This window comes from Streptomyces sp. NPDC027663, from assembly GCF_055566415.1.
Genome location: NZ_JBVHSK010000014.1, coordinates 154078 through 172601, shown reverse-complemented (window position 1 = coordinate 172601; position 18524 = coordinate 154078). Strand labels below are relative to the sequence as shown.

The 18524-nt window shown below is 69.6% G+C and carries 14 protein-coding genes and 1 pseudogene; 11 read left to right on the top strand and 4 right to left on the bottom strand.

Annotated features, from left to right (window positions below):
* Positions 1 to 31: 31 nt before the first annotated feature.
* From ACZ4SF_RS30245 to ACZ4SF_RS30205, 9 genes and pseudogenes are all read left to right on the top strand, one after another.
* Positions 32 to 1780, top strand: a complete 1749-nt coding sequence (locus ACZ4SF_RS30245; RefSeq protein WP_468390470.1) for an AIPR family protein — start codon at positions 32 to 34, stop codon at positions 1778 to 1780.
* A 46-nt stretch (positions 1781 to 1826) separates the two neighbouring features.
* Positions 1827 to 3164 carry a BREX system ATP-binding protein BrxD gene (gene brxD / locus ACZ4SF_RS30240; protein WP_468390467.1) on the top strand — a complete coding sequence of 446 codons (1338 nt, stop codon included), beginning with the start codon at positions 1827 to 1829 and terminating at the stop codon, positions 3162 to 3164.
* The gene (locus ACZ4SF_RS30235) at positions 3164 to 5326 is read left to right on the top strand and encodes a DEAD/DEAH box helicase (RefSeq protein ID WP_468390464.1); all 2163 of its coding nucleotides are present in this window, start codon (positions 3164 to 3166) and stop codon (positions 5324 to 5326) included. The genes brxD and ACZ4SF_RS30235 overlap by 1 nt, the downstream gene beginning before the upstream one ends.
* Positions 5327 to 5435: 109 nt before the next feature.
* Positions 5436 to 6236: a DUF6531 domain-containing protein gene (locus tag ACZ4SF_RS30230; protein WP_468390461.1), complete on the top strand. Its 801-nt coding sequence runs from the start codon at positions 5436 to 5438 to the stop codon at positions 6234 to 6236.
* Entirely contained in the window at positions 6214 to 6777 is a 564-nt protein-coding gene (locus ACZ4SF_RS30225) for a hypothetical protein (RefSeq protein ID WP_468390458.1), read from the top strand. Before ACZ4SF_RS30230 ends, ACZ4SF_RS30225 begins: the two co-directional genes overlap by 23 nt.
* 225 nt (positions 6778 to 7002) lie before the next feature.
* Positions 7003 to 9260: pseudogene (locus ACZ4SF_RS30220) on the top strand (RHS repeat-associated core domain-containing protein); the annotation flags it as partial.
* 23 nt (positions 9261 to 9283) lie between these two features.
* Positions 9284 to 9832 (top strand): SMI1/KNR4 family protein, encoded by a 549-nt coding sequence (locus ACZ4SF_RS30215; RefSeq protein ID WP_468390455.1) that lies wholly within the window; start codon positions 9284 to 9286, stop codon positions 9830 to 9832.
* A gap of 258 nt (positions 9833 to 10090) precedes the next feature.
* Positions 10091 to 10465: an amidohydrolase family protein gene (locus ACZ4SF_RS30210; RefSeq protein WP_468390549.1), complete on the top strand. Its 375-nt coding sequence runs from the start codon at positions 10091 to 10093 to the stop codon at positions 10463 to 10465.
* Positions 10466 to 10541: 76 nt separating this feature from the next.
* Positions 10542 to 11072: a P-loop nucleotide/nucleoside kinase family protein gene (locus tag ACZ4SF_RS30205; protein WP_468390452.1), complete on the top strand. Its 531-nt coding sequence runs from the start codon at positions 10542 to 10544 to the stop codon at positions 11070 to 11072.
* 381 nt (positions 11073 to 11453) lie between these two features.
* Here ACZ4SF_RS30205 and ACZ4SF_RS30200 read toward each other — a convergent pair whose 3' ends face one another.
* Both ACZ4SF_RS30200 and ACZ4SF_RS30195 read right to left on the bottom strand, forming a co-directional pair.
* Positions 11454 to 12782, bottom strand: a complete 1329-nt coding sequence (locus ACZ4SF_RS30200; RefSeq protein ID WP_468390449.1) for a class I SAM-dependent RNA methyltransferase — start codon at positions 12780 to 12782, stop codon at positions 11454 to 11456.
* Positions 12783 to 13100: 318 nt separating this feature from the next.
* Positions 13101 to 15152, bottom strand: coding sequence for an APC family permease (locus ACZ4SF_RS30195; RefSeq protein ID WP_468390446.1), 2052 nt, complete (start codon positions 15150 to 15152; stop codon positions 13101 to 13103).
* Positions 15153 to 15523: 371 nt separating this feature from the next.
* On the opposite strand from ACZ4SF_RS30195, the gene ACZ4SF_RS30190 reads away from it, so the two are divergent.
* Positions 15524 to 16195, top strand: coding sequence for a potassium channel family protein (locus ACZ4SF_RS30190; RefSeq protein WP_468390443.1), 672 nt, complete (start codon positions 15524 to 15526; stop codon positions 16193 to 16195).
* The gene (locus ACZ4SF_RS30185) at positions 16195 to 16866 is read left to right on the top strand and encodes a potassium channel family protein (protein WP_201839947.1); all 672 of its coding nucleotides are present in this window, start codon (positions 16195 to 16197) and stop codon (positions 16864 to 16866) included. The genes ACZ4SF_RS30190 and ACZ4SF_RS30185 overlap by 1 nt, the downstream gene beginning before the upstream one ends.
* A 61-nt stretch (positions 16867 to 16927) precedes the next feature.
* On the opposite strand, the gene ACZ4SF_RS30180 is transcribed toward ACZ4SF_RS30185, so the two are convergent.
* Positions 16928 to 17704, bottom strand: coding sequence for a DUF3159 domain-containing protein (locus tag ACZ4SF_RS30180; protein WP_468390438.1), 777 nt, complete (start codon positions 17702 to 17704; stop codon positions 16928 to 16930).
* A 3-nt stretch (positions 17705 to 17707) separates the two neighbouring features.
* Positions 17708 to 18106, bottom strand: a complete 399-nt coding sequence (locus ACZ4SF_RS30175; RefSeq protein WP_093474051.1) for an OB-fold nucleic acid binding domain-containing protein — start codon at positions 18104 to 18106, stop codon at positions 17708 to 17710.
* Between the last annotated feature and the right edge of the window lie 418 nt (positions 18107 to 18524).

Here is an 18524-nt window from a genome sequence, read left to right as displayed (position 1 = left end):
AGCCGTATCCCACACCGATGAGCCGGGAGCCATGAGCGCCAACGACCGTGTGTTGATCAACCAGATGATCGAGGAACGGCGCAACGCCCGCGCCGTCCCTCTCTCGTTCGACGCGGAGTTCGAGCGGTTCGCCAGTGAACACGCCCTGCACGGCTTCGGCCTCTCCGAGGAGGAGATCGAAGCCGGTGTGATCGGTGGCGCGGACGACGGCGGCATCGACGGGGCGTACGTCTTCCTCGGCGGGCGTCTTCTGCACGAGGACAGTGAGATCTTCCAGCAGCAGGCCGCCGTCGCGAACGTGGAGCAGGGAACCCAGTTGACGCTCTGGCTAGTCCAGGCGAAGACCAGCCCCGGCTTCTCCGAGGTCGCCATCGACAAGGTGGCGTCCACCTGCAAGAACCTCCTGGACATGGAGGTTGACGAGGCCACCGTCGGCCTGCTGTACAGCGAGGACCTCCTCGCCCGCTTCCGCCTCTTCAGGGAAGCTTTGAAGAAGCTCCTCACCCGCCATCCCACCGTGTTGATCAAGTTCTCGTACGTGACACGCGGCTCGGCGAGCGAGGTGCATCCCAAGGTGCAGGCGAAGGCCAAGATCCTCGAGAGCCAGTTCTCCAGCGCCTTCGCCATCTCCACCGGCGAGGTCGAGTTCCTGGGCCCCGCGGAGCTCTGGAAGCGTGCCAGCACCCTCCCCTCGTACACCCTGGAACTCCCCTACCGGGAGAGCATCACCCACGGCACCAGCCACATCGCGCTCGTCGGCCTGGGTGAGTACATCGACTTCCTCAGCGACGAGACCGGGGCGATCAAGTCCCACGTCTTCGACTGGAACGTCCGCGACTACCAGGGCAACGTCGAGGTGAACCGGGAGATCACGGCCTCCCTGCAGAACCCGGAGGCACCCGAGTTCTGGTGGCTCAACAACGGCATCACCATCGTGTGCTCGCAGGCGACCTCGGTGGGGAAGCGGCTCAGCCTCTCCGACGTCCAGATCGTCAACGGCCTGCAGACCTCCTACACCCTGCACGAGACGCTGCGCGACCGCTACCTGACCGACCCTGCCGACCCGGTCTTCGACAGACTGGTGCAGGTGCGCATCCTCGTCACCGTGGACCAGGCCGCCCGTGACTCCGTCATCCGCGCCACCAACCGGCAGACGAGCGTGCCCGTCGCGTCCCTGCGGGCCACGGACGACATCCAGCGGCAGATCGAGTCGTACTTCCTCGAACACGACTGGTTCTACGACCGGCGCAAGAACTTCTACCGCAACCAGGGCAAGCCGGCCGACCGCATCGTCAGCATCCCCCTGCTGGCCCAGTCCGTGATGGCGATGGCGCTGGGACGGCCCGACTACGCCCGCGCCCGTCCGTCGAGCCTGCTGAAGTCGGACTCGGACTACCGGCGCGTCTTTTCGGACAAGACGGAACTCGCCGTCTATCTGTGGCTGGCGAAGGCGCAGCGCCAGGTGGACGAGTTCCTTCAGGCGTCGTCGGATCCCGTCTCCCGGTCGCTGCACACCAACCTTCGCTTCCACCTGGCCATGCTCGGCGCCGTCGACCTGGCAGGACGGACGTTCAACAAGCCGGAAGTCCTCAACAACGTGGCTCGTGAGGAGGTCTTCCCGAGCATCCCTCGTCTTCGGTGGCTTTGGATGTCGCTCCAGCAGCATTTCGACATGTTCCAGCAGCAGCACCGGTCGGGGCCCGACAAGACCGCGAAGAGCAGCGACTTCGTCACCTACCTCACGACCGAGCTGGGATACGGCAGCCTCCACCGCAGGTGACTTCAGCGAACGGCCCGAGGCCGAACGGAGATGGGACAATGGGCGGGTGATCGACCCTCGTCCCTCTCCCGTCTCCGCCGCCCGGCGGCGCACCGCCATCGACGCGCTGCGGCGCGGTGCCGTGCCCGAGAGCGGCCTGGATCTCCTCGCCACCGGACTCGGCCGTTTCGAGTCCGCCCTCGACGCGGAACTCGACGCGGTCGCCTCCGGCGCCTCGGTCTTCAAGGCCGTGCGAGGCGAGTACGGCTCCGGCAAGACGTTCTTCACTCGATGGCTCGGGGAACGCGCCAAGCAGCGCAACTTCGCCGTCTCCGAGATCCAGGTCTCGGAGACGGAAACCCCGCTGCACCGGCTGGAGACCGTCTACCGACGTCTTACCGAGCGGCTGTCCACGACGAGCTTCCCGCCGAGCGCACTGCGTCCCGTCGTGGACGCCTGGTTCTACGCCCTGGAGGAGGACGCCCTCGCGGCGGGGGTGGACGAGGACGACCTGAGCGGCGCGGTGGAGCAGTTGCTGGCCGCCCGCCTGACCGAGGTGTCACGGCACGCCCCGTCCTTCGCGGCGGCGCTGCGCGGATACCGCTCCGCACTGGCCGACGGCGACGAAGCGACGGCGGCGGCCGTCCTCGCCTGGCTCGGCGGCCAGCCCCACGTGGCGGCAGCGGCCCGTCGAGCGGCGGGAGTGCGTGGCGACCTCGACCACTTCGGCGCCCTGGGCTTCCTGCAGGGACTGCTCACCGTCCTGCGGGACTCCGGCCACCGGGGACTGTTCGTCGTGCTGGATGAGGTGGAAACCCTGCAGAGAGTGCGGTCGGACGCCCGCGACAAGGCACTCAACGCGCTGCGGCAGCTGATCGACGAAGTCCACTCCGGGCGGTTCCCCGGCATCTACCTGGTCATCACCGGAACCCCGGCCTTCTACGACGGCCAGCAGGGCGTGCAGCGGCTCCCACCGCTCGCGCAGCGGCTCGCCACCGACTTCACCACCGACCCGCGCTTCGACAACCCGCGTGCGGTCCAACTGCGCCTGCCCGGATTCACCCTGGAGTCGCTGACCGGGCTCGGGGTGACGATCCGCGATCTCTATGCCTCCGGGGCCGACGCACCCGGCCGGATCGAAGCGCTGGCCGACGACACGTACATCGCCGACCTCGCCCGAGCGGTGGGCGGAGCGCTCGGCGGGAAGGTCGGCGTGGCGCCCCGGCTCTTCCTCAAGAAGCTGATCGGAGACGTGCTCGACCGCATCGACCAGTTCCCGGACTTCGATCCGCGGCAGCACTACCGGCTGACCGTGGACAGCAAGGAACTCACCGACGTCGAGAGGAACCTGGCCGCATACGCCTCCGCATCGACATCGGCCGGCGACGTCGATCTGGAGCTGTGATGGCGCCACCCGCGGACCCCGTCGAGCGGCTCGACCCGGTCATCCTGCACCACGTCGTCAACACCCTCGGCTGGCCGGATCTGCGGCCGCTGCAGCGGGCCGCGATCGACCCCGTGATGGACGGCGAGGACGTCGTGCTGCTCGCTCCCACCGCGGGCGGCAAGACCGAGGCGGCCTGCCTGCCGATCCTGTCGGCCATGTCCGCGCAGAGCTGGACCGGCACCTCGGTCCTCTACCTCTGCCCGCTCAAGGCGCTCCTCAACAACCTGGTGCCCCGGGTCGACGGTTACGCGCAATGGCTGGGCCGGCGCGCGGCCCTGTGGCACGGGGACACCAAGGAGTCACAGCGTCAACGCATCCGTACCGACAGACCGGACATCCTGCTGACGACCCCCGAATCACTGGAAGCCATGCTCATCGGCGTGAAGACGGATCACGCCCACCTGCTGGGCGGCGTCCGGGCCGTCGTCGTCGACGAGGTGCACGCCTTCGCGGGCGACGACCGGGGCTGGCACCTCCTCGCGGTCCTCGAACGCCTCCAACGGGTCACCGGACGTCCCATTCAGCGGATCGGGCTGTCGGCCACGGTCGGGAATCCACGGCACCTGCTCACCTGGCTGCAGGGGTCCGGTGCCGGCCGGCGTCCGGGCCGAGTCGTCGCCCCGGACCTCACGGCGTTCTCGCGGACGGAATCAGCAGGAGTGCCTGCGAACGACACGGCCGGTCCCCCGCCGGAAGAGGTCGAACTCGACTACGTCGGCTCCCTGTCCAATGCCGCCAAGGTCATAGCGGCCCTGCACAAGGGCGAGAAGCGACTGGTGTTCTGCGACTCCCGGCGGCAGGTCGAGGAACTGGGCGCGGCGCTGCGGGCACGCGACGTCACCGTGTTCCTCTCCCACGCGTCCCTCTCGGCCGACGAACGGGCCCGGTCCGAGCAGGCGTTCGCCGAGTCACGAGACTGCGTCATCGTGGCCACGTCCACCCTGGAACTGGGCATCGACGTCGGTGACCTCGACCGGGTCGTCCAGATCGACGCGCCCGGCAGCGTCGCCTCGTTCCTCCAGCGCATCGGCCGAACGGGACGCCGCGCCGGAAGCACCCGGAACTGCCTGTTCCTGGCCACCCAGAAGGACACCCTGTTGCAGGCCGCCGCGCTGCTGCTCCTGTGGGGCCGCGGCTGGGTCGAACCGGTCCTCGCACCACCCGAGCCACGACACCTCGTCGCGCAGCAACTGCTCGCCGCCGCGCTCCAGGAACACAAGCTGGGCGATCAGACGTGGTCCGAGCAGTGGAACGGCCTGGCGCCCTTCGACCGTTCGGCCGCTCCCGTCCTCCGCCACCTGACGGACGAAGGCTTCCTCGACACCGACGGGGGCATGCTGTTCATCGGCCCCGAGGCGGAACGCCGCTTCGGACGGCGCCACTTCATCGAGCTGACCGCGTCCTTCACCGCGCCACCGCAGTTCACCGTCCTGTCCGGCCGCACCGAGATCGGGCGAATGGACCCGTCCGTCCTCACCGAAGAACGCCAGGGACCGCGTCGGCTGCTGCTGGCGGGCCGCAGCTGGCAGGTGACGTTCATCGACTGGGGGCGCAAACGGGTCTTCGTCGAGCCGGTCGAAGGTGGTGGGATTGCCAAATGGTCCGGAGGCACGGTCTCCGGACTGTCGTACGCGCTGACGCGGGCCATGCGCGATGTCCTCCTGGGCGCCGATCCGGACGTCTCGCTCACTCGACGAGCCCAGGTCTGCCTCCAGGAGTGGCGTGACGAGGACGCCCCTCACCTCGTCCACCCCGGCGGGACTCTGATCGCACGACGCGGGAACGACGTCCGATGGTGGACGTGGGCGGGGTACCGGGCCAACGCGACGCTGGGCGCGACGCTGTCGTCGGTCGCCGACCCGGTCCAACGGCCCACGGACTGCTACCTGCGGCTGCGGGAGGACCTGAGCCCGGACATGTGGAGCGCCGCGCTGGACGCCGTACCAGCCGGGCCGACGCTCGTCCTGCCCGACGTCGACCAGCGGGCAGTGCGCGGCCTGAAGTTCTCGGCGGCACTCCCCCAACGGCTGGCCGTGGCCACCCTGTCCGCCAGGCTCGCCGACTTCTACGGGGCCGGAGCCGTTCTGGCGGAGCCGAAACGCTTCTCGAAGGTCCCATGACACCGGCCTTGCCGCCGCTCTCCCGGGTTCCACTCCCCTGCGGTGGTCTCCCGTCGGCCGCGGATCACCCCTTATAGAACGGCATGGACAAGTTCCCACCACCGCGCTGATGACGGCTCATGAGCACGGTGGAGCAAGGTCGCCTCACACCCTGCTGACCGGACGCGCTACCCCTTCCCCAAGGGCGAGCACTGATAGCACACCCCCCGGCGACAGCGCCCACGTCAACTCCAGCAAGTCAGACGGCGGTTCAGGCCACCACGGCGCCCCCGCCTCCGGCCGCAAGCCGGACCCCGGCCTGAAGATCGACTCCGCTGACCTGGCCAGACAAGGCCGCGAGCTGAACACCAAACAGCTGTGCGGCGATCCGATCGACATGGCCAGCGGCCAGATGGTGCTTGCCCAGACGGATGTTACGTTGCCGGGTGTCCTGCCCCTGATCCTGCGCCGAACCCACCTCTCCGGCTACGAAGCAGGCCGATTCTTCGGCCCGTCCTGGGCCTCCACCCTCGACGAACGGATCCAGCAGGATGACGCTCTGGGCGGATACTGGTGGCACCGGGAGGACGGGTCCGCGCTCGCCTATCCGCGTATGCCCGACCTGCCCGGCGACCGGGTGGGGCCCGCCGAGGGCGTCCGCCTCCCGCTGACCTATGTGAGCCGCGGCAGCGGATACGTCCTGACGGTGGAGGACCCGTACTCAGGACTCACGCGCCAGTTCGAAGCCGGTACGGCGCAGGGCGGACCGTGGTGGCTGGTCGGCATCGAGGACCGCAACGGCAACCACATCTCCGTCGAGCGCGACGACGACGGTGTCCCGCTCACCGTCACCCACAGCGGCCGGTTACCGCCTACGCGTCGACCGCGACGACCTGCAGCACGTCACCGTGCTGTGGGCCCTCACCGATGACGACCCGGTGCGCTTGTGCACCTTCGGCTACGACGCGGCGACCGGTAACCTGAGCGAAGTCCGCAACGCGGTCGACGCGCCTACGCGATTCAGCTACGACGGCGCCCACCGCGTGACGGGGTGGCGGGACTCCCACGACACCGAGTTCACCTACGTCTACGACGCCGAGGGACGGGTGATCGAGACCCGCGGGACCGACGGCATCCTCAACTCCCGCCTGACCTACGGCGAGCGCCAGCACGACGGCACCAGCACCGTCACGTACACCGATTCACTCGGCAACACCACGATCTACCGCGCCAACCGGCATGGGCAGATCGTCGCTATCACCGACCCGCTCGGGCACACCATCACCCAGACCTGGGACCGCCACGACCACCTGCTCTCCCGCACCGACCCACTGGGTCGTACCACCCGCTGGACGTGGGACGACGCGGGCGACCTGATCTCGGTCACGGCTCCCGACGGCACGAGCAGCCACATCACCTACGACGCGTCGCACCTGCCGGTCCGCATCACCGACCCGCAGGGAGCGACGTAAGTCCAGGACTTCGACGGACGGGGCAACTGCACAATCCTGACCGCACCGGACGGCTCGGTCCACCTGTTCACCCACCACTCCACGGGCGCCGTCGCCACGGTCAGCGGTCCCGCGGGCGACGCACTCCGCATCGACACCGACCCGGCGGGCCTGGCCACCGTCCTGGAAGACGCGCAGGGGAACCGCACCCGCTATCTGCGGGACGCCTTCGGACGCCCGACGCGCATCACCGACCCGCTCGGAGCGACCACCACGCTCGTGTGGGACGCCGAGGGCTGGCTGCGGGAACGGACCGCGGCCAACGGCGCCACCGAATCCTGGTCGTACGATGGAGAGGGCAACTGCACCGGCCACACCGACGCTGTCGGGGGGCGTACGCGGCTGATCCACGGCCCCTTCGACCAGCTGGTCGCCCGCATCTCCCCGGACGGCGTGGAACACCAGTTCCGCTATGACACCGAACGCCGGCTGACCGAGGTGCTCAACCCCCAGGGACTCGCCTGGAGGTACGTCTACGACGCCGTCGGACAACTGGTGAAGGAAACCGACTTCGACGGGCACGAGACGACATACCGCTACGACGCGGCAGGCGACCTGACCGCGCGGATCAACGCAGCGGGGCAGACGGTCGGTTACCACTACGACGCGGCCGGCCAACTCGTCGAGAAGGTAGTCGACGGCCGCAGGACCGTCTTCCGGAACGACGCGTGCGGGCGGCTGGTCTCGGCGGCCGGACCCGACGGGACACTGGCCTACGCGTACGACGCGGTGGGGCGTGTCGTCGCGGAGACCATCGACGGCCGGACGCTGACCACGGCCTGCGACGCCTCGGGGCGCCGGACACCCGGGGGTGTCGAGACTGCGTACTCCTACGACACGGCCGGCCGCTGCGCCGAGCTGTCGCTCTCGGGCCGCACCCTCTCCTTCGAGCACGACGCGGCGGGGCGGGAGGTGCTGCGGCACCTCGGTGACCGATTCACCCTCGCCTTCACCTGGAATCCCGTCGGCAGCCTCAGCGGGCAGACACTCACCGTCCACGACACCGCGCAGCCGTCGATCCAGCGCGGCTACACCTACCGTCATGACGGGCTCCTGACCGGCATCACCGACCGGGACGCCGGCCGGCGCTCGTTCCTGCTGGACCGGGCGGGGCGGGTCAGCGCCGTCGAGGCCGGGCGCTGGAGCGAGAGTTACGCCTACGACGAGACGGGCAACCAGACGCGGGCGGCCTGGCCGGAGAAGCATCCCGGCAGCCCGGCGCGAGGAACGCGCAGCTACGCCGGAACGCGCCTGATCAGCGCCGGCAACGTGCGCTACGAGCACGACGCCGCCGGCCGGTGCGTGCTCCGGCAGGTCAAACGTCTCTCCCGCAAGCCCGACACCTGGCGTTACGCCTGGGACGCCGAGGACCGGCTCATCTCCGCCGTCACCCCGGACGGCACCTGCTGGCGGTACCTGTACGACCCTCTCGGGCGGCGCATTGCGAAACAGCGTCTGTCCGCGGACGGCGCCATCGCCGAGGAAACCCGGTTCGTCTGGGACGGTTCCACACTGGTGGAGCAGACCACGCGGGTCGGCGGCGCGGCCGAACTGGTCACGCTCACCTGGGACCACGACGGCCAGGCACCTGTCGCGCAGACCGAGACCAAGTCCCTCGCGGACGCTCCGCAGGACGCCATCGACCAGCGCTTCTTCGCCATCGTCACCGACCAGATCGGTACTCCCACCGAACTCGTCGACGAGGAGGGCAGGATCGCGTGGCGGACCCGCGCGACTCTCTGGGGTTCGACGACCTGGAACCAGGACGCCACCGCCTACACGCCGCTCAGGTTCCCCGGCCAGTACTACGACCCCGAGACGGGGCTGCACCACAACTACTTCCGTCACTACGATCCGGAGACCGCGCGCTATCTCACCTCAGACCCCCTCGGCCTGGACCCCGCGCCGAACCCCTTCGCCTACGTCGACAACCCGCACACGCTGTCCGATCCGCTGGGCCTCACTCCCTGTGACGAGAACGACGTCACGTGGGGCGGCCGGGTCCGCTACGGTGCGCCCGGTCCCGGAGGCCGCGCCACCACCATGCGGGCGACGATCGAGTCCGACATGACCGGCGGAAAGACCGATCCCGGGTCAATGTGCCCGGTTACCAGAAGTACAAGAAGCTCAACAAGACCCACTTGCTCGGCGCGCAGATCGGCGGCTCCAACCGGGACCCCCGGAACTTCGTCACCATGCACCGGTTCGCCAATTCACCGGTCATGCGGAAGATCGAGGACCAGATCAGGGAAGCGGTCGACAAGCGCGGTGAGACCATCGAGTACACCGTCACGCCCGTCTACCGCACGCACGACCCCACCGACGTCATTCCGCTGGGGCTGACCATCGAGGCCCGGGGCAACAAGGGATTCGCCTTCACTCCCTACGAAGGCGGCGACAGTACGAACATCGTCACTTTCCTGAACGTCCCCAAACGCATATGACGCCCCAAGGAGACACGCGCCTCATGCATCCCGATGTGACCAGGCTCATCGAGATCGTTCCGCCGGGCACTCCCCGGCGGACCCGTGACTGGAACACTGTCGAACGTGCGCTCGACACGCCGTTGCCGGACGACTACAAGGAACTGGTCGAGGTCTACGGCGGCGGCGTCTTCGACGAGACGGTATGGCTGTTCGACCCGGAGTGCCCTGACGAGGACTACAACCTCGTGGCCCAGTTGTCGGAGCGGGAGAAGGTGCTCGCCCAGCTGTGGCAGACCGAGCCGAAGCCGGCGGAACTCGACAGGCCGGGTACGCGGGTCCTGCCCTGGGCCTACATCGAGGACAGCGGAGCGATGCTCTACTGGCTCGCCGGACCGGGGCAGAGCCCGAACGAGTGGACCGTGATGTTCAACGAGGGGCGCGGTCCCGAGTGGGAGCACCACGCCACTCAGTGCGCCTCCTTTCTCTTGGCCGTCCTGAGGGGGGAGTCCGGGAGCTCGTATTTCCCCGACCTGCCCGCCGGCAGCCATCAGTTCGACTCCAACGACGAGATCCTCGGCGAGGAGGACTGAGGGGCCCCGGCGGGCAGGTCCCGGCGGCCGGGGTCCGGTGGCGCCCGGCTCAAGGGAGGGTCCCGGTCTCCACGCCCGCGATCCGTCCGGCCGCGTCGAAGGTGACCCCGACCACCCTGCCGCCAGGCAGTTCGGCGACGCTCCGGTCACCCTCAGTACGGTGCGGAACGCCGTGGTGGCCGAAGAACCCGCTGACGACGTGCTGGGCCGAATGCCCGATCCCCAGGTGCCGCGCGCCGGCCTGGACGCGGTTAGGCCATCGCCGACCGGCTCCTCGAACGTGTCCGGTGGCTCGACGCGCAGGGAGTGCCTTTGGTCGCGGGTACCGACGCGGGCATCCCCGACCCGCCGTTCGACGATTTCACCGGGAGCCTGGAGCTTTTCGAATACCTTGGGTTCCGGCGGGAGCGGGTCCTGGCACTGGCCACCACCGAGGCGGCGGGCGCGATCGGCGTGCGGGAACACACCGGCCGTCTCGCCCCAGGGCTCAACGCGGACCTTCTGGTGGTGGGCGCCGATCCGCTCCAGAACATCGCCGCCCTCCGCGCTGTCGAACTGGTGGCGACGCGCGGCCGGCTGCACCACGTCAGGCGCGAGGGGAAGGACGGTACGTGTCCCGCTCCCGGGAATTGACAGCCGTATGTCCGCTGTCACCTGGGGAGCCGAAGCCCGACCGGCGAGCCGGGGCCGGGTCTGCGACAGTGCCGTCATGCTGATCGTCACGGCCGGACTCCCCGCAGCGGGAAAGAGCTCGACTGCCGAGGAGCTGGCACGGACGCTGCCCGCTGCGGTGGTGTCGGTCGACCCCGTGGAAGCGGCGATGTGGCGTGCCGGCGTGGCCCGCGGCCAGCCCACGGGGCTGGCCGCATACTTCGTCGCCGAGTCCGTGGCCGACGGTGTGCTCGCCGTGGGGCAGAGCGTGATCATCGACGCCGTCAACGCCGTGGAGGCGGCCCGTCAGCAATGGCGAGCGCTGGCCGGCCGCCACCGGGTGCCCGTAGCGGTCATCGAGGTGGTGTGCTCCGACACACAGGTCCACCGCCGCCGACTGGAGCACCGGTCTCGGAGCATCACGGGTTTCGAGGAACCGACCTGGAAAGCGGTGCAGCAGCGGAGGACCGGGGACGAACCCTGGACCGATCACCGGCTGTTGCTCGATTCCGTCGCTGACCTCGCATCGAATGTGGCGAAGGCCCGGGACTACCTGGCGATCTGCAACCGTCCGGCAGCCCGCAGCTGACGCGCCGGAGGCGAGCCGCCCGGACCGGTCGGCCGGGCGACGAGCGACGAGCGACGGATACGGCTTTCCGTGTGATCACAAGCTGACTCAGTCCCCTCTCGGCGCTCGCTGGCGACCTCGCCGTGCAGGGCCTTCGCCTTGAGCTCGACAGCTGGCCGAGCAAACGTCATGACGCTCCGTCAGAACCAGCGTCGGACGAGCGTCAAGACGTTTCCCAGCCGTCTCCCTGAGACATTGGCGAAGCACCTCTCACCCGCGCCTCGCTACGCGAAACCGCAGGTGAGGCACGTGGCGCGTACCTACGCAACGCTCAACGCCATGTACTTCGGGAAACAGGTCGAGCACCGCAGGCCGCACCTGAAGGACCCAGAAAGCCGCTGGTCAGATCCCCTTTGCAGCAGGCTCCAGAATCGCCACGCACTCCACATGATGCGTCATCGGAAACAGATCGAACGCCCGGAGCGTCCGCACCCGGTAGCCGCCGTCCCGGAAGTAGCCCAGGTCCCGGGCCAGCGCGGCGGGATCGCAGGCGACGTAGGCGATGCGGCGGGCGCCCAGGGAGGAGAGGTGCTGGACGGTCTGGCGGCCGGCGCCCGCGCGCGGGGGGTCGAGGACGATGAGGTCGACCTCCGTGATGCCCGTGCGCGGCAGGACCGACTCGACCTTGCCCTGCTCGATGCGGACCCGCGGGAAGTCGGCCAGGTTGTGCCGCGCGTCCTCCACGGCCCGCTTGCCGGACTCGATGCCGAGGACCGCGCCCTGCTCGCCGAGGCGGTCGGCGAGGGCGCCGGCGAAGAGGCCGACCCCGCAGTAGAGGTCGAGGGCCGTCTCGCCCTTGCGGGGCAGCAGGCCCTGCATGACGGCCGTGACGAGCGTGTCGGCCGCCTTCGGGTGGACCTGCCAGAAGCCACCGCTGCCGACGCGGTGCGTACGGCCGTCGGCGCGTTCGCGGACGAAGGGGCGGCCGTGGACGCGGTGGACGCCGCCGTCCTTCTCGCCGACGCGCATCACCGACACCGGCTTGTCCAGTTCCACGATCGGCAGTCGCGCGCCCGGGCGCGGTGTGAGGATCACCTGGCGGTCCTGCGAACCCGTCGCCGCGATCGCCTCGACCGACTCCATGCCGGTCCAGTCCCGCTTCTCGATGCCCAGCTCGCTGACGCCCTCCGCGGCGATCATGCAGTGGTCGATGTGCTCGACCTCGTGCGAGCGGTGGCGGCGCAGGCCGGCGTGGCCGTCCGCGTCGACGGCGTACTGGACGCGGGTGCGCCACTGCGGGACCTGGCCGGCGGGCAGCTTGTCGCCCTCGGCCGGGACCACGGTGCCGTCCCAGCCGGCCTGCTCCGGGGTGAGGCCGGCGAGCCGCTGCAGCTGCTCGGCGACGACCTCGCCCTTCAGCCGGCGCTGGGCGCCGGGCTTGGCGTGCTGCCAGTCGCAACCGCCGCAGCGGCCCGGGCCGGCGAAGGGACACGGAGCCTCGATGCGGTCCTTGGACGCCTCCAGGATCTGCACCGCGTCTGCGCGCAGGTAGCGAGCGCCCTCCTCGCCCTCGGTCACCCGGGCCACCACCCGCTCGCCGGGCAGCGCGTGCCGCACGAACAGCACCTGTCCCTCGGAGGTACGGGCGATGCAGTGGCCGCCGTGGGCGACGGGGCCGATCTCGACCTCGTACTCCTCGCCCACCAGAGACTGGGTCGGTTCTGCCTGCATGGTGGGGGACTCCAGATCGAAGAAGACGCGAGGAACGGCGACGGAAAGGCCGCACACCGGTGGGTCTGACAACAGCCCACCAGTCTACGGCCTTCCCGCCCGGCCCCGGTCCTCGGCGGGGGGCCGGCCTCGCCCCCCGGCCGACGCTCACGTCACCGCCGGGCGAACCCCGGCCGACACTCACACCACCGCCCGGCGAACCCTCGCGTCAGCCCCGGCCCACGGTCAGTCACCGCCCGGAGAACCCTCGCGTCAGCCCGGCCGACGCTCACGTCACCGCCCGGCCGGCATTCGCGTGGCCGGCCGGAGAACCCCGCCTCACTCCTTCGCGGACGGCTCCTTCGCCCGCTCCTCGGCCGGTCCCCGCCGGACGGCGCCCGGCGCGTTCCACTCCTGGCGCTTGCGGGCGCGGGCCCGGGCGGCCTCGGAGGACTGGAGCTGGTAAGGGACGGAGGTGACCATGACGCCGGGGGTGAAGAGCAGGCGGCCCTTCAGGCGCAGGGCGCTCTGGTTGTGCAGCAGGTGCTCGTACCAGTGGCCGACCACGTACTCGGGGATGATCACGGAGACCGCGTCGCGCGGGGACTCCTTGCGCAGGCTCTTGACGTACTCGATGATCGGCCGCGTGATCTCGCGGTACGGCGAGTCGAGGACCTTCAGCGGGACGTCGATCCCGCGCCGCTCCCACTCCTCGCGCAGCGCCTTGGTCTCGGGCGGGTCGACGTTGACGGTCAGCGCCTCCAGCGTGTCCGAGCGCATGAGCTTGGCGTAGGCGAGGGCACGCAGCGTGGGGCGGTGGATCTTGGAGATCAGGACGACCGAGTGCACCCGGGACGGGCGGACCAGGTCGTCGCTCGGCGGGCCCTCGGGCGCGGCGATCTCCTCCGCGACCCGGTCGTAGTGCCGGCGGATGGAGGTCATCGTCGCGTAGAAGATGCACATGCCGAGCAGGGCGACCCAGGCACCGTGGGTGAACTTGGTGACCAGGACGACGACGAGCACCAGGCCGGTGAAGAAGGCGCCGAACGTGTTGATCGCGCGGGAGCGGATCATGCGGCGGCGCTTGGCCTGGTCCTTCTCGACGGCGAGGTGGCGGTTCCAGTGCCGGACCATGCCGGTCTGGCTGAGCGTGAAGGACACGAACACGCCGACGATGTACAGCTGGATCAGCCGGGTGGAGTCCGCGCCGTAGATGAACACCAGCAGGGTCGCGGCGCCCGCGAGCAGCACGATGCCGTTGGAGAAGGCGAGGCGGTCGCCGCGGGTGTGCAGCTGGCGCGGGAGGTAGCGGTCCTGGGCGAGGATCGAGCCGAGCAGCGGGAAGCCGTTGTACGCCGTGTTGGCGGCGAGGAACAGGACCAGGGCGGTGGCTGCGGCGAGCAGGATGAACAGGAAGCTGCCCTTGCCGAAGACCGCCTCGCCGACCTGGGAGATCACCGGGTTCTGGACGTAGCCGGAGCCGACCGGGGTGCCGTTGCGGAGCAGGTCGGTGGCCGGGTGCTCGGCCATGCGGACCTTGGTGGCCATGGCGAGGGCGATGATGCCGCAGAACATGGTCACGGCGAGCAGGCCCATCATGGCGAGCGTGGTCGCCGCGTTCTTCGACTTGGGCTTGCGGAAGGCCGGGACGCCGTTGGAGATGGCCTCGACACCGGTGAGGGCCGCACAGCCGGAGGAGAAGGCGCGCAGCAGCAGGAAGACGAGCGCGAAGCCCGCCAGGCCCTGGTGTTCGGCCTTGATGTGGTAGTCGGCCGTGGGGGCGCGCATGGTGTCGCCGAGGACCAGGCCGCGGAAGGCGCCCCACAGGATCATGATGAAGACGCCGCCGACGAACACGAAGGTCGGGATGGCGAAGAGCTTGCCCGACTCCTTCACGCCACGCAGGTTCATCAGGGTCAGCAGCACGATCACGCCGACCGCGCAGGAGACCTTGTGCTCGACCACGAAGGGGATCGCGGAGCCGAGGTTCTCGATGCCGGAGGCGATGGAGACGGCGACGGTCAGGACGTAGTCCACGAGCAGGGCGCTGGCCACGGTGAGGCCGGCCTTGGGGCCGAGGTTGGTGGTCGCGACCTCGTAGTCGCCGCCGCCGCTCGGGTAGGCATGCACGTTCTGCCGGTAGGAGGCGACAACGGTGAACATCAGCACGACGACCGCGACGGCGATCCAGGGGCTGAAGTGGTACGCCGACACGCCCGCGATGGACAGGACCAGCAGGACCTCCCCCGGCGCGTAGGCGACGGAGGACAGCGGGTCGGAGGCGAAGACGGGGAGTGCGATGCGCTTGGGCAGGAGCGTTTCGCCCAGCCGGTCACTGCGCAGTGCGCGCCCGATCAGGATCCGTTTGGGCACGTCGGTCAGTTTGGACACGAGAGAGGATCGTAAGCCTTCGAACTGGCACCCGCCCACCCGGCGTGCTGGATCTGCCTCACGAGTGAAATCGGGGGCGCACGGAACTGCGGAATCCGTGGATGAAGTGCCCCCCGTGCCTAGATGGCAAACCCCGCCTGTCGACGCACTTCGGAGGTTCCATGCCCGCGACCGCGGAGCTGATCGGGGCACTGCTCGCCCTGACCTGCCTCGGAATCCTGACCCTGTGCAGCGTGCGCAGCATCACTCGACGGCGGAAACCGCGTCCTCGGGCACGGGGGTGCCCCCCGAGTGACGCCCGTGTGTAGCTTTGGGCCTCGGTCTGAGACCCTGATGCTGAGCAGCAACTTTTGGACACCGGAAGGACGGTCGTGCACATCGTCATCATGGGCTGCGGAAGAGTGGGTTCCGCTCTTGCCCAGACCCTGGAGCAACAGGGACACACGGTCGCCGTGATCGACCAGGACCCCACCGCCTTCCGCCGGCTGGGACCGGGCTTCGGGGGCCGCCGGGTCACCGGGGTCGGCTTCGACCAGGACACCCTGCGCGAGGCGGGCATCGAGGAAGCCGGCGCCTTCGCCGCCGTCTCCAGCGGTGACAACTCCAACATCATCTCCGCCCGTGTGGCCCGCGAGATGTTCGGCGTGGAGAACGTGGCCGCCCGCATCTACGACCCGCGCCGCGCCGAGGTCTACCAGCGGCTGGGCATCCCCACCGTGGCCACGGTCCGCTGGACCGCCGACCAGATGCTGCGCCGGCTGCTCCCCTCCGGGGCCGAGCCGCTGTGGCGCGACCCCACCGGCGGAGTGCAGCTCGCCGAGGTGCACGCCTCCGCGAAGTGGGTCGGCCACAAGATCAGCAAGCTGCAGGAGGAGACGGGCGTCCGGGTGGCGTTCCTGACCCGCCTGGGCGAGGCGATCCTGCCCACCTCCCAGACGGTGCTGCAGGAGGGCGACCTCGTGCACGTGATGATGCGGACGGACGAGGTGGAGAAGGTCGAGGCGGCGTTCGCCGGTGGCCCGGAAGAGGAGGGCGGTCACTGATGAGGGTCGCCATTGCCGGGGCCGGCGCCGTCGGCCGCTCGATCGCGGGCGAGCTGCTGGAGAACGGCCACGAGGTCCTGTTGATCGACAAGGCGCCGACCGCCATCTCGGTCGAGCGCGTCCCGCAGGCGGAGTGGCTGCTCGCCGATGCCTGTGAGATCACCTCCCTGGACGAGGCGGCGCTGCAGCGCTGCAACGTCGTGATCGCCGCGACCGGTGACGACAAGGTCAACCTGGTCGTCTCGCTGCTCGCCAAGACGGAGTACGGCGTTCCGCGCGTCGTGGCCCGCGTGAACAACCCCAAGAACGAGTGGCTGTTCAACGAGGCCTGGGGCGTCGACGTCGCCGTCTCCACCCCGCGTCTGATGTCCGCCCTGGTCGAGGAGGCGGTGAGCGTCGGCGACCTGGTCCGGCTGCTCCGCTTCAGCCACGGCGACGCCAACCTGGTCGAGCTGACCCTGCCCGAGGAGTCGGCCCTGGCCGGCACCCAGGTCGGCGACGTGGAATGGCCGCAGGACACCTCGCTGGTCACGATCATCCGCGGCACCCGGGTCCTGACCCCCACCAAGGACGACTCCCTGGAGGCGGGCGACGAGCTGCTCTTCGTGGCCGCGCAGGCCCGGGAGGAGCAGCTGGAGGAGCTGCTGTCGGTACGGCGCGAACAGGCCTGACCGCATGGGAGAAGGGCGCCCTCGACAGCAAGGGCGCCCTTCTTCGTCGTACGACTGCTGCTCACGCCTCCCGGCGGTGCCGTCCTCCGGTCGCGTCGCCACCCTCGGCGGCCAGCGCGGCCTTGCGTTCCTTCTCCGCCTTCTCCGCCTGCTCCTCGGCCTCCATCTCCGCGAAGACGTCGATCGGCGCGGGCGCCTTGGCGAGGAAGACCCAGGTCAGCCATACCGCCAGCAGGAACGGCGGGATCTTCAGGGCGACCAGGACCCAGCCGAGCTGGGTGGTGTCGGCCCACCAGTACAGCGGGAAGAGAATCGCGCACTTGGCGAGCAGGATCAGGCCCCAGGCCCAGCTCGCCTTCGCATACGCCCTCTTGCGGCCGGGGTTGCGGGTGCACCAGGAGAGGTTCTCCTTGAAGACCGGGCCGAGGATGAGGCCGATCAGGGGAACACCGGCGAGGGTCGTGATGATGTACGCCAGCGCCAGGCCGAGCGTGTAGATCATGCCGGGGAGGTAGAAGTCCTTGGCGTTGCCCGTGAACATCGCGAACACGACACCGAAGGCGACGCCGAAGACACCGCTGAAGGCGTGCTTGACGGTGTCCTTCATGGCCAGCCGGACCACGACCAGGATCAGGGACACGGCCAGCGCGGCGATCGCGGAGACGTGCAGGTCCTTCTTGATCGTGAAGATCGCGACGAAGAGCAGGCCCGGCACGACCGTCTCGACCATGCCGCGCACTCCGCCGAACGCCTCGAACAGCGCGGCCTCGGTCAGCGCGCGGGCGTCGTGGGGCGGGGTCTGGTCGGCGTCTTCGGTCGGCTTGTCGAGGGACGTCACCGGCTACTCCCGTCCAAGGGGTCGCAGTTCGTATTTCGGGTTGAACAGCACCCGGCGGCCTCGGCTCATCGAGATCCGGCCTGATGCGATCAGCTTGCGCCCCGGTTCTATGCCCACGATGGAACGCCTGCCGAGCCACACCACGTCCAGCGCGGCGGAGCCGTCGAACAGTTCGGCCTCCAGGGCCGGGACGCCGGCGCGGGGGCGCAGGGTGACCGTGCGCAAGGTACCAGTTACCGTGACGATCTGCCGGTCACGGCAGTCACCGATCTTCGTACAGCCCGCCGTCTCGGCGTCCTCGCGCAGCTCCTCGGACTCCAGGTCCTCCTGCGACGAGGAGAGCCGGTCGAGCATGCGCCGGAACCGGCCGGCCGGCTTTTCGGAACGAGGAACAGCACTCATACGTGAAGGGTACCGGGGAGCACCGACCGGACCGTAGGGCAGCTCGTGTCTCGGACAGGCGGCCCCGGATCGTCGCGAACGGGCAGCACGGAGCTACGCGAACGGGCGACCCGGATCCACGCGAACGGGCGGCGCCGACCGGCGCGAACGGGCAGCGCGGACCGACGCGAACGGGCAACCCTGACCGACGCGAGCAGGCGGCGCGGATCGACGCGAACGAGCAGCGCGGATAGACGCGAGCAGGCGGCCCGGATGGTCCCGAACCCGGACGGTCTCGAACAGGTGGCTCCGGAACGACGGCTCACCTCTCGAACCGGCGGCCCCTCCGGTTCCAGCGACCCTTCCCGTTCCAGCGGCCCCTCCCGTTGCGGCGACCTCTCCCCGATCCGGCGGCCCCTCCGTTCCGGTGATGCAACCA